A 12,579-nucleotide genomic window follows, 5' to 3' on the forward strand; every position below is an offset into this window, starting at 1 on the left:
GGAGGGATACTTTTGGTATTTGTGTCTGGAGCATTGATGCCAAAAGCCAAGGAGGGATACTTTTGGTAATTGTGTCTGGAGCATTGATGCCAATGGTCAAATGGTATTAACAGACGGCTCTAAATTGCGGGCTGATATTGATGGCCTCATGTGCAGATACCACTTCGGGCCGCCACGAGGGCATCCTCACCTGCTTAACGAACACGTCCATATTTTCGATACCCTAGGTTATATCAGCACCTAAGGCGTAGTCTCTTAACTGTATATAAACGGGGGACAATCTAATTACTGACTCAATCTAATGGGGATTACGCCAAACTCCCCCAACGTCACTGGGTGGCGAGTTGATCTTGCATCGTCTGATAGTCCATCAAATCTTCGTGGGCGGTCACCCTATGATTGGTTACATCCAGCTTTACTGTGGTCACTCCGGGGATGGCCAGCTCAATCACTTTCCCCGGTTTACCAAATAAACTGCCCGGGCCGCGGTAATGGTAGTTGCCAATCATCACCACCAAGGAGCCTGCGTTATACATGTGCTCAATATTAAAGTCATACTCTAATACACCACGGTGAGCGCGTTCGAAAAACTCTAAGATATCGCGTCTGCCTTGGTATTTTTTACTGGCAGTGCGATCGAAAAATACGCTGTCACGATTATAAAAGGTGCTCAGCGTACGGTAATCATGGTCAGTCAGCGCTTGAATATATTTAACCGCCATCTGTTGCTCAACCGGCATATCGCCAGGCTTGGCCTGAGTGATGAGTGGCATTAACACCAAGATGCTAGTTAAAAAATATTTGATCATTGTTTGGTATTCTTTAAATCAAAAGCGGGAAGTTTTAAGTGCCATTTAATCGCGGCTAAGCGAATCAATAGCGCGCTTATCATGGCAAAACCAAAGGCGGCTTTATTGGCTGCCCCTAACTGCAGTGCTACCGTGTAGCCAATTCCACCACATATGGAGGCGGTGGCATAAATTTCGGTGCGTAAAATCATCGGCACTTGGCGGCAGAGCACGTCTCGAATAATGCCGCCTCCCACGCCAGTTATCAAGCCCATGACGACGGCAATCATGCCGCTTAAGCCCAAATTAAGGGCTTTCTCGGCGCCAATCACGGTAAATCGCGCTAAGCCAAAGGCATCGGCGACGGGTAAGGTGTATTGAGGGACTTTTTTCGGTTTACGGATAAAAACTAAGGTTAACAATATGGTGGCGAGGATCACTATGATGTAATTAGGGTCGCGTATCCTAAATACCGGGGTGGTGCCTAGCAAAGCATCGCGGATACTGCCTCCGCCAATGGCGGTCACCGATGCCAGTACAATCACCCCAAAGGGATCCATGCGATGGCAGCCAGCGGCTAGCGCGCCAGAGAGGGCCAATACCGCCGTGTCGCAAAGGTCAAAAAAGTAGACCCACTCTTTCATCGAGCTGACTCTTTCATTGATCTAACTCTTTAAGGTGGAAATTGAGTGCGTCGACGGAAATACGGATCTCAATAACCGACAATACCAGCGAATACAACAGCAATAACAAGCTAGTGCCAAAGATAATCGAGCCGGTTTTATTGAATCCAATATAGATAAAAATCATACACAATACGCACAGGGCAAAGCTCAATACCCCCGCCTCTTGCATGCGACGAATGATCACTATGCGCTGGCGTAAGTTTTTTAGTTGGCCACTGTGCACAGGTTTACCTTGGCTGCTGAGATTACGGATCAGAGCTGCCAGTGAAAAAAAGCGATTAGTGTAGGCCAGCAACAACAAGGAGATGGCCGGAAACAGTAATGCAGGCGTAGTCAAAGAAACGTGTAGATGATTAAACAAGGTGATGATGCCCAACGATTAATAAGCGTGCCACAATGGCGTGATTCTAATCTATTGGCGTGTGCTGAGTCCAACATTAGTGACAACTTAAACTAATGGTTTATAACGATAGTTCGGCTTGTTTAGCCTCCAATGAGTGGCCATTTAAGTGCTGCACTCAAGCCTGTTACAGATAGCGTAGCGCGGTCCAAATAAGCGGAACTAACATTAATGACACTATCCACAGAGTATTGGTGCTACTTACTAAGCGCAGCGCGCGTGGCAACACGCTAGCATCGGGTTTGTGGGGGGGGCCGACTTTGTCGAGCGGCACTTTGACGCCGCCAAATTTAACCGGCCCACCAAGCTCTACATCGAGTACCTGAGCGGCGATATTATATGTTGACAGGTGATGATTAATCGCATAAAGGCTTCTGCGCGGAGTGAGCATCGCTTTGAGAGCTTTGGGGCCACCTTGGATTGCCAAGGTAAAGTTCCATAGCATACTGGGCACGTAATAGAGCATATAACAGAGGTAATAGGCGGGCTTACCAAAGTGGCGATAATGCGGATTGATGGCGGGCCAGCACAGTTGCAACTGTTTTAGCATGCGCGCGCCCAGCACCAAGGGAGCGCCGCCAACAATAAAAAATACCATAGTGGCGACAGTGCCATATATCGGTGTGGTCAGCAGTTTTTCGGTAATGGCTTTGCTTAAGCCCACCTCAGATAAGCCCTGGGTGTCGCGACTGAGCCAACCTTTAATTAAGGCGCGAGTTCTTGGTTTATCGGCGTGTTGTAAGGTTTGCGACGCTTCTTCTGCTACCTTATAAAACTGCTCATCAGATAAACATAAGTACAAGACTAGAAACTCAAAAAACCAAGGATAAGCAGCCAGTTGCAGTAAGAAACTGATAATAAGCCAAAAGGGAACTAACAATAACACTATCGACAGTAAGCCTGCCGTCACTTGCTGGGAAGAGGAACGCTCGGGATGATTTACCTTATCAGACAGCCGCAGCGCCAGTTGGCTATAGAGATAAAATGGCTGCATGGCTCTGGGCAAGGGGGCTAGCTTTGCCAGTAATATCGACACCAATAAAATAGCCGCCCCTAGGTAGAAGGGACTGTCTTGCATAAACTGTTGTGAATAGTGTGGCAGCATGGCGAAATCCAGTTGGATGCTAAGCGCTACATTATCTCGGCTACAGCGCCCGTCAATATAAACCCTGCGCCCTCATTAAGTCAGGCGCAGGCGTTCATGCTTACAGCTGTTGCAGCAAGGCTATGACCATTAATGCTGAGTGGTGGCCTGCTTTGACGATGTAGCTGTCAAAATCCACTGGCGAGTCATTATTGGCATTATCTGACAATGAGCGGATCACCACAAACGGCACGCCAAATTGATGACATACCTGAGCAATTGCCGCCCCTTCCATTTCACAGGCCGCCATCGTTGGGAAGTTGGCTAGCATCGTTTTGGTGCGAACCGGATCGCAGATAAAGCTATCGCCCGTACAAATTAACCCCTCAATCGCTTTCACTTCGCCTAAGCTAGCAACGGCTTTTTTAGCGGCGTTGACCAAGGTCGCATCGGGAATAAAGGCGGCTGGTTGCTGCGCCATTTGACCAATCTCATACCCAAATGCGGTGACATCCACGTCATGGTGGCGCACCTCTGATGAGATAACGATATCGCCAATGGCGAGGCTATCGACAAAGCCGCCAGCCGAACCTGTGTTAATCACATAATCGGGCGCATACTTTTCAATCAGCAAGGTGGTCGCCACGCTGGCGGTCACTTTACCTATGCCAGAGCGAGTCACCACCACCTCTTTGCCTGCCAGCTGCCCGGCAACAAATTCGATACCTGCGATGGTGTGTGACTCAGGGTTCGTCATAGAGGAAATAAGGTGAGCAACTTCTGGCTCCATGGCGCCGATAATACCAATTTTCATTGAATGACCTTTAGTGATGTATTGATGTTCATGAGGCGCTGTCATGTTTTATCTGCGCCGCGCTTAATGGGCGCTAATATAGCAAACAAGTGGTTCTGTGGCGAGATCGCTTGCCGCATGCCTTTCGTGCAGGTACTTCCTCGGCACCGCTGTAAACCCATCCTTGGGCGCTCTGCGATTTCATCCTTGAAATCGAAGGCCTCAGCCGCACCTACACCGATTTCTTAATCTCTTCGATTTAGCCGTCATTGTGTAACCACATAGCCGTCAAAAGCTAACTCGGTTTTGGACAAAAGTGTGCTTGCCTTCGAATGAAGGTGTTGGCATTTTTGGTTGGTAGCATTTAGTCGAGTTAGGTTTTATTGATTGATGGTAGCGTTAACATTCATGGCAACCAATTGCCTGCAGCATGCCTTTTGTGCAGGTACTTCCTCGGCACCGCTGTAAACCCATCCTTGGGCGCTCTGCGATTTCATCCCTGAAATCGAAGGCCTCAGCCGCACCTACACCCGAGTTCTTAATCTCTTCGATTTGACCTTACTAGTGTCACTCGGACAATCAAAAGCTAACTCTGTTTTGGACAAAAGTATCTTGGCCTTCGAATGAAGGTGTTGGCATTGTTTGGCTTGTAGCATTTAGTCGAGTTAGTTTTTATTTATTGATGGTCGCGTTAACTTACATTGTTTTGAATTGCTTGCCGCAGGCCTTTCGTGCAGGTGCTTCTGTGACACGCCGCAAGTACAATCCCTGTAGGCTCTGCCGTGACATCCATGTCACGGAAGGTCACAGCCGCACCTACACCCGAGTTCTTAATCTCTTCGATTTGACCTTACTAGCGTCACTCGGACAATCAAAAGCTAACTCGGTTTTGGACAGAAGTGAGTCGGTGATCTTGCTAAATTAGCATTTCACGGATTACCTGAGGTACAGCAAAACCTCGATCTTAGTTGTATTAGGGGCTTACCAGAAAGCCTATACTTTCAAAATCTTTGTAAGCAAAATCCCCATTATACCCGACGTCAGAAACTCTTCTCTCACCCTTAATCCGAGTTATTATTCTTAAGCCACTAGATTTCAGAACAGCAGTTAAGAATTCTTTTTCCAAGTAGAATCTTTTCCGAGAGTTAGAGTATTCGTCTAGATCTTCAACTATATACTTTGAGATTTGTTGTCCGTCTTTGAAGTAACAAAGCCGCTCACAATCAAACTTAAGTGCATGCTCTTTAACAAAACTAGAAGCTAGCATCGGCATAGAAAAACTACCACTTGAATGTTCCGAACTATATTCGATGATAAAATCTTTAAGCGAATGCTCCTTATATTTAGGAACAGTCATTGTATGTGTTCCGGATGTTCTTACAAAAGCACTTCCATCAAAGAACACGTTTGATTCAACTTCTATTTCTTCTTCACCATATTTTTCCTTGATAACTTGGGGTTCAAGGCTTTTACTCCACAAACTATAAAGCTCTCCCAAATAAACGTCAGATAATTTGGCAATTTCGGGGAACTCCAATTTGCTAGATTCTTCGCTATCAAAATCAAAGTCTTTCAACGACTCATCGAAAACTAAAAAGGAGTTTACAGAAGCATAGAAATGACGATTTAATTCCTTAGATTCCTCGACTATAAATGCATCAACCAAAATCCAATTTTCAGTTTCAAAACTTGCACAATCGCTGAGATGAACCAGATTCGGATCTTCCGAATAGTTAATCCATTCTTCTTCAGTCAATCCTTCATCACCCAAGTACATTTTTTCACTAAGAGGGAAGGTTTTTAACCTTTTACTAGGAAAGAAAGGGTCAATTCCTTCTATAAACCTTCCCCCCCAGAACTCCAACTGTCCCGAATCGAGTAGTTTTCCTGCCATTTGGTAGTACGCTATCCAAGAGTACTTTTTCCCATAGCGCTCTACTTTTGTAGCTTCGTGTCTACGGTGATAACCGCTCGAAGAAATTTGATTGTCTAAGTTGCCAAATTTGTCCTCGCTCCACCCCAAATCATATACTTTCCATAGTATCTGATTACGAATTTTCGCATAAGCCTCATGTTCATAGTCGTAATTGCTACGATTTTTAACCAAACGACCAATAGTATAGTTCTCAAAATCCATTTTAAGAGGAGATAAATGCCCGCTCATACCATCAGTTGTTTCTTCTTTCCATTCACTTCTGTGCATTTGTTCAAAAGGTTCAGTAGCTGCTTTAACTTCTGATTCACCAATATTAATTTGAGATTCCAAACTCGCACGCTTCACTAGACATGAGGCATATTCTCTAACCAATATGTTGGTTGTAGCGTACTTCGAATCATGACTGAAAAAAGCAGCTACTATGTGTTTGCTGAACGCCTCTATCTCACCTAAGTTTTCAGATTTATCCAAAGAAATACTCACTATTGAGTAACATGCTGCGATAATCCGCTCTAATATATATTCATCGTCAACCGCTAGAATAGGTTTGACTATTTCTAGGAAACTTTTAGTGTTATGCACTCCATAGTAGACTAAAGCCTCAGTTGAAACATCTCTTAGCTCAGCTACAACTGAGTTAAGGAACCAAATTGTTGTAATTAGCCTTAGTTTTTCTATTTCTGGATCTGAAAACTCTCTATTTTTCCAACACTCAGCCCTAAATCGAATGCCTTTTATCAATTCATCATGGTTTCTTCGAAAATACTCTCCCCATGAAAGATCTCTGTCCACCATAGGCGTGTCTAACAATATATCACTTAGAAACTTTGCGTTTAAAGGGTGAGATATTGCGAATCGTACGTCTCCTAAAGATTCAATGTATTTTTGTTTCAACCCTTGACTAAGTATTAAGCTTTTCAATTCGCATACTGTGTCATCACAAATGAATTTCGGTTCAATCAAATGCGACAAACTTAAAACTTCATTTTTGTAAGTTGAAGGAACTAATTGCCAAATGTGTGGCAGATTATACTGCGGTGCAATAGCGACAAGTGCATGTAGGATGTCCTCTGACAGCTCATGCTGCAAAGTCACATCTTCGAAAATTTTCTCTATAAAACCTTGTGAACTAAATATCGATACGTCTCGATTTAGACAATAGTGCTCCATTAAATAGAAAGCTATAATGTATCCACCTAGGCGATCATACGCTGGGCTTAAGCGATATTCTCCACGACGAACCAGATCTCTAAATATCAAACCTTCTTGAGATAGCAAGTTGACAATATTACTGTCCCAATCTGTCGACTGTGGATTATGCTTTCGCAAAAAGTCTCTTTCTAAAACACCTCTACCGTTTGCCTCCCACAGAGCTTCACCTAAGTAGTAGACTGCATTTTCTACCTCAGTAATTGTGTATCTGATAGACAGATTAGTCATTTCAGAGATAGTTTGTCCGATATGTGTGACTTGCTCTTTAAACAATGAGTATATGGATGATGGAAAACTTTGAACCACCACACAAGCCTTCCTTGGGCGATTCATAACTTCACAAAAGATTTTCAAGTTTAAAGGATGACTGAAGAAACTTTGCGGAGCCGCTATTGGATTAGCACTAATCTTATAATATCTAAAGTATGCACCTATAGCTTGGACAGTTACTTCGTCACTAAACCCTTTTAATAGTAACTCAAAGCAATCATTGGGGAGCGCTTGCTGCGCAAAACCTTCTCTTGATGAACTATTAGATCTGACAGCACCGACATGTTTCCGAGACTGATAACCATCTCGCAAAGTACAGACGAGAACTACATTTGGATATCGAGGTAATACAGTCTCGATGCTTGCCAATAAGTTCTTCCATTCTCTTGGGTCTTCAGCCTCATTTAATCCATCAACAACTATTGGAACTCGGCAACGATTTCTTTCTCCCGCCGAGTCTATAGCTGAAAGCAACGATTCAAACGATCTAACTCCGTTAGAGGCAAAGGACATATTTTGAACCAGAGAATCAAGCGTTCCCCCCTTACGAAGTTTTTTTCCATGAAGAAGTATTCCTGCCAGCCTGTCATCATTTTGGCTTGTAACTTCAGCAGCTAATTGTGTTTTACCTCTGCCAGCTTTACCAATAACAGCTACTAGTTGATGAGAAAACAGTTCTACAGCTTCTGACAACAGCTTTTTGATATCTTTGATGACTGCATTCGCATTGGTCAAATAAAGAGAAAGCGGTAGGTTCTGCCTTCTTGTTAACCTTAGCAACTGACTTATGTTTTTTGTCTGCTCTGAAGATTGAGCAAAGTTTGCAATTCTACCTATTTCTCTGCCTGACACTGTAGACTCAAAGACTTTACAGCTAGATATAACCTGTTTACAAAAGGCTATAAACTCTTCTAGTTCAGACGAAAGATCTACATAATCCTTATGCCTAGCTAACTCAGAAATAGTTGACAAATAACCGTCTAGTTTAACTTTCGCAGCATATATATCAGACCATGCGCTAGGTTCACCGAGGACTCTCCTTATATCTCGCTCTACGTCTGTAGATTGATGGACTTCATGAATCCAACGATTTCTAATCGGAGCCACTGAATTCGTATGCTGTTCATTTAACATATCTGGTGTTAAAGCCAGCTCTCCAAAATAACTGGCCCTTAACTCTGTTGCTGGACCTGAGAGATAAGACTCTAAATCGTTTTCATTCCAAAGATGTAATGTAAAACCATATTTTGTTTGTAAATCATAGAACCAAGTTTGGTCAGCCTTCGCTAAGGTTTTGTGTGTCCAAAGAATCCATACATTTAAATCTGGTAAGTGTTTTTTCGTTGTATCCAGCGAGTGTTCAATCTGGCTCTTTGCCCCACTAGTTAAGCCACCGTCACTCTTATATTGGAACCATTTGCATTGCCATCCAACCTTTAACCCTTTTGTTCCCAATCTTGGGTCATCACAATCAAGCTCAAGATGGAACTCCACTCCTGGTTGATTTTTTAACTCTTTTATTGGCCCATGATTTCGAAATTGTCGAATGACTATTCCTCTGCATAAGCTTTCAAAACTAAAAGCATGCGCACTAGGATGCTCTCCAGCCACATGTTCAAACTTAGCCCAATCAAGCACTATTTAATCCTCTTGTTTAACTAAATCAGGATAGTCGTGTGCTGAAAAGCATTCGACCTTCGCTCCTTTATGAATCAGTAAAGATATAAATGCATTCAGATCGTCGTCTGAAGATATGATTATCTTTGAACCTTTTCTTTCGAGGCGTTGGTCATACATAAATTGCGCTAATTGTTGGGGAGAAAAACAAAACAGATTTTGCTTGCCAAGGAACTCAAGCACGTCATCACCATATCTATCTGCATCCACGTCAAAATTCGATTCATCACTGCATAAAAAAGAACTAATCGTTGATACTAATTGCTCAAAATTTTCAGCCTTTTCTGCATCCTTGAACTCACCAACGATTACTAGATTTAAAGAGTGCTCCGCACCGTAGCCCTGCCAAATTTTCATTCGAATTCAACCCTTATAGTATTTGTTAACTGACGATAAGCATTAGTGAGAGAACCACCACCTATAGGAACGCCATTCTTGTCAAACGAACTCAGCTTGAAAACACCTGACGCGTCTATATGCGCAAAGCCTTGCAGGTCGCTCTCTTTCTGAAGGCCGATAGCAGTGACAAATTGATTTTTGTAATCAGAGCTTATAGATACCCTCATACTTTTTGTCGTTGAGCTTCGACTGTCGACAATTTCTTTTAATTTACTTAGTGTTACATCATCGATTTTTTTACCGAACCCCACTGGTACCTCTGGTAAAATCAGAAACTCATCAGCACCTAGCTCCTTGCACAGTTCCAAGGCATTTGGTAAGTCGTCAATAGTTTTACTGTTAACTACGTAATTTATCCCAAATGGGATACGCCCTTTCAATAATTCTAAATTGCTTAACAGCTGCTTAAATGGTCTCTTCCTTATAGACTCATAATTACTATAAGTTCCATCCATACTTACTCGAATAAAGTTCACATGACTTTTTAGCTGAGATATTAGTTCAGGAGTTAAACTATGACCATGCGTTGTAAAGCTAATTGCTAGCTTGGTTTCTTCTTGTCCAAACTGGCAAAGTTCAACCAAGCCTTCATGCAATGTTGGCTCACCTCCACCAAAGCCGATACCAAACACACCCATACTATCCATTTCAAGCAACCAATCTTTTACTCTACTTTTATCCAGAGTTGAACGATGCTTCGGCGCATAACAATGCGCACACCTCAAGTCACAGTCATTAGTAAGTGCGATAGAAACCTGCCTAGGACTAGGAGTCCAATCGGACTCAGGTGGGATTTCATCATCTAGAAGTATGTTAAGTCCATTTTGGCGGCTAAATAAGTGGACACCATCAGGCCCCTTTCTAATTTTTAACTCGTTGTGTTGGGTAACATCATTTTTATTCTTTATATACAAAGTTTATCCAATACCTTAAATGGTTAGATCGCAGTGCAATATCAGCAGAAGATGAAACTGAATCGCTACCGACAGAGTAGTCACTCTGTAGCATTACTAAAATTTGGTCAACTTTAAGCTTGCAGAATTAGTTACCAGTAGCACGGATAAAACGAAAAGGGACAAAAGCTTCTTAGCTTTTAACTCTGAATCCACACCAAATAAAGTCAAATCGAAGAGGCGTTAGAGATAGGTGTAAGCGCGGTTTTGGCCTTCGAAATCATGGATGATTTCGCAGAGCCCACACGGACGTGCTTGCGGCGAGCCAAAAGAGCGCTTGCACATTCCCCGCCGGGCAGGCGATTAATAACAGTGAAGGTTCGACCTTCAAACACACTTTCCAAAAAGATTTAGCCGAACGCTACTAAAGCTAATCCAAAAAATGCTAAACCTTCATTCCAAGGCCTGCACACTTTGGGGCATAACCAAGTTAGCTTTGAACTAGCAGCTCACACCAAGTGCAGCCAAATCGATGAAACGTTCGATACCAAGTGTAAACGCGGCTGCGGCCCTTGCCAGCAGGGATGCTGGCGTAGAGCCCACAAGGATGGCTCACAACGATATCCCTATCTAAAAGCCAGTTCGACAAAATATATCCATATACAAAAGCCAGTTCGACATCCTTGTCTCTCGTTCACGAGTATATGGCTGTCGCCAAGCTCACCCTGTCTCTCGTCGTGGGCTCGAAGCTACGCTTCACTCACAGTGTCGCAGAAGTGTTTGCACATGAGGTCGTTCCTTCACATCCCTGTGATCACGACATTGGTGCTGCCATGCACTGCACCTGCGGCAGGCAATTAGCTAATGCGAAGGTTAACGCTTAATTAACTCTCACCGCAGGTGATAGGTAGCCATGAAGGTGCGACCTTCAAAACCTGCCTCGTTTCACGAGGCAAAAAAAAGCACTTTAACTTCATTCAAAGTTAAAGTGCCAATCACAAGTAACCCTTTGCAGTCAGCCTAACGGCTAGGCTTCGAAGCTGTTTAATATCCCCATGGCAGCATCGCGACCTTCGGCAATCGCGGTGACAACCAGATCAGAGCCGCGCACCATATCGCCACCGGCAAACACTTTCGGGTTGCTGGTTTGAAAGGGGTTGTCGGCTACCTTCGGCGCGACCACCAATCCCCACTGATCCAGTTCTACACCGTGATCAGCCAGCCAGCTTGCTGGGCTAGGCTGAAAACCAAAGGCGATGATAATGGCATCGGCCTCAATCAGTTTTTCGCTGCCTTCGATAGCCTGTGGACGGCGACGGCCTGAATCGTCGGGCTCACCAAGTTGCGTCTCGACGCACTCGATAGCGCACACCACCCCGTTTTCGGTCTTAATGGCGGTAGGTTGACGGTTGAACAGAAAGTTAATGCCCTCTTCGCGGGCGTTTTGCACCTCGCGGCGTGAACCTGGCATGTTTTCTTCATCACGGCGATAGACACAAGTGACCTCACTGGCGCCTTGGCGTATGGCGGTGCGCACGCAATCCATGGCGGTATCACCGCCACCGAGCACCACCACTTTTTGTCCTGTAAGGCTCAAATATGGCGATTCGCTCGACTCTGTCCCCATGATGTGGTGAGTGTTACCGATAAGATAGGGCAGGGCTTGATAGACGCCTTGGGCATCTTCATTCTCCAGCCCTGCTTGCATCGCCGTATACGTTCCCATGCCAAGGAATACGGCGTCGTACTGGTCGAGCAGGCTATCGAAGCTGATATCTTCACCGACCGTGATGCCAAGTTTAAACTCGATCCCCATCCCCTCAAGCACCGAGCGACGGGTCGCCATGACCGCTTTGTCCAGTTTAAAGGCGGGAATACCATAGGTGAGCAGGCCACCAATTTGCGGGTTCTTGTCATACACCACAGCTTGTACGCCGTTACGGGCAAGAATATCAGCACACCCAAGCCCTGCTGGGCCTGCGCCAATAATCGCCACGCGCTCAGGGCGGGCGGTCACCTTACTCATGTCTGGGCGCCAGCCTTGGGCGATGGCGGTATCGGTGATGTATTTTTCAACGTTACCTATGGTGACAGCGCCAAACTCATCGTTGAGGGTGCAAGCACCTTCACATAGCCTGTCTTGTGGGCAGACTCGACCACAGATCTCGGGCAGGGTGTTAGTTTCATGGACTAATTCTGCCGCTTCTAAAATGCGTCCCTGCTGCGCCAGTTTTAACCAGTTAGGAATATAGTTGTGCAGTGGGCACTTCCACTCGCAGTAGGGATTACCACAGTCGAGACAGCGGTCGGCTTGCTCGACGACTTGTGGCTGTGCGAACGGCTGATAGATCTCGATAAACTGGGTCGCGCGCTTTGCCGCTTGGTGTTTTGTCGGATCTTTACGGCCTACTTCAATAAATTGAAAGTCATTGCTCATTTGA

9 protein-coding genes are annotated in these 12,579 nt (G+C 44.7%); all 9 read right to left on the minus strand.

The features are described from left to right. Positions 1–329: 329 nt before the first annotated feature. A complete protein-coding gene (locus tag DVO77_RS14200; RefSeq protein WP_110456087.1) occupies positions 330–809 on the minus strand; it encodes a nuclear transport factor 2 family protein in 480 nt (159 codons plus the stop codon). After that, positions 806–1,432: a trimeric intracellular cation channel family protein gene (locus DVO77_RS14205; protein WP_119978800.1), complete on the minus strand. Its 627-nt coding sequence runs from the start codon at positions 1,430–1,432 to the stop codon at positions 806–808. The genes DVO77_RS14200 and DVO77_RS14205 overlap by 4 nt, the downstream gene beginning before the upstream one ends. A 13-nt stretch (positions 1,433–1,445) precedes the next feature. After that, positions 1,446–1,835: a DUF2721 domain-containing protein gene (locus DVO77_RS14210; RefSeq protein ID WP_119978857.1), complete on the minus strand. Its 390-nt coding sequence runs from the start codon at positions 1,833–1,835 to the stop codon at positions 1,446–1,448. Between the two features lie 166 nt (positions 1,836–2,001). Beyond that, entirely contained in the window at positions 2,002–2,979 is a 978-nt protein-coding gene (locus DVO77_RS14215) for a cobalamin biosynthesis protein CobD/CbiB (protein WP_119978801.1), read from the minus strand. A gap of 100 nt (positions 2,980–3,079) precedes the next feature. Further along, positions 3,080–3,772 carry a 5'-methylthioadenosine/adenosylhomocysteine nucleosidase gene (locus DVO77_RS14220; protein ID WP_119978802.1) on the minus strand — a complete coding sequence of 231 codons (693 nt, stop codon included), beginning with the start codon at positions 3,770–3,772 and terminating at the stop codon, positions 3,080–3,082. A gap of 952 nt (positions 3,773–4,724) precedes the next feature. After that, a complete protein-coding gene (locus tag DVO77_RS14225; protein ID WP_119978803.1) occupies positions 4,725–8,807 on the minus strand; it encodes an NACHT domain-containing protein in 4,083 nt (1,360 codons plus the stop codon). 3 nt (positions 8,808–8,810) lie between these two features. Continuing rightward, positions 8,811–9,203 (minus strand): DUF6375 family protein, encoded by a 393-nt coding sequence (locus tag DVO77_RS14230; protein ID WP_119978804.1) that lies wholly within the window; start codon positions 9,201–9,203, stop codon positions 8,811–8,813. Continuing rightward, positions 9,200–10,159, minus strand: coding sequence for a radical SAM protein (locus DVO77_RS14235; protein ID WP_119978805.1), 960 nt, complete (start codon positions 10,157–10,159; stop codon positions 9,200–9,202). Before DVO77_RS14235 ends, DVO77_RS14230 begins: the two co-directional genes overlap by 4 nt. A 1,006-nt stretch (positions 10,160–11,165) precedes the next feature. Next, positions 11,166–12,575: an FAD-dependent oxidoreductase gene (locus DVO77_RS14240; RefSeq protein ID WP_119978806.1), complete on the minus strand. Its 1,410-nt coding sequence runs from the start codon at positions 12,573–12,575 to the stop codon at positions 11,166–11,168. Positions 12,576–12,579 lie beyond the last annotated feature (4 nt).

Origin of the sequence: Shewanella algidipiscicola (assembly GCF_003605125.1) — a bacterium.
Lineage (GTDB): Bacteria > Pseudomonadota > Gammaproteobacteria > Enterobacterales > Shewanellaceae > Shewanella > Shewanella algidipiscicola.

Excerpts from the sequence above, each read along its gene's own strand:
- DVO77_RS14215 (WP_119978801.1), bottom strand. The coding sequence starts at position 2,979 with ATGCTGCCACACTATTCACAACAGTTTATGCAAGACAGTCCCTTCTAC.
- DVO77_RS14230 (WP_119978804.1), bottom strand. The coding sequence starts at position 9,203 with ATGAAAATTTGGCAGGGCTACGGTGCGGAGCACTCTTTAAATCTAGTA.
- DVO77_RS14205 (WP_119978800.1), bottom strand. The coding sequence starts at position 1,432 with ATGAAAGAGTGGGTCTACTTTTTTGACCTTTGCGACACGGCGGTATTG.
- DVO77_RS14240 (WP_119978806.1), bottom strand. The coding sequence starts at position 12,575 with ATGAGCAATGACTTTCAATTTATTGAAGTAGGCCGTAAAGATCCGACA.
- DVO77_RS14200 (WP_110456087.1), bottom strand. The coding sequence starts at position 809 with ATGATCAAATATTTTTTAACTAGCATCTTGGTGTTAATGCCACTCATC.
- DVO77_RS14220 (WP_119978802.1), bottom strand. The coding sequence starts at position 3,772 with ATGAAAATTGGTATTATCGGCGCCATGGAGCCAGAAGTTGCTCACCTT.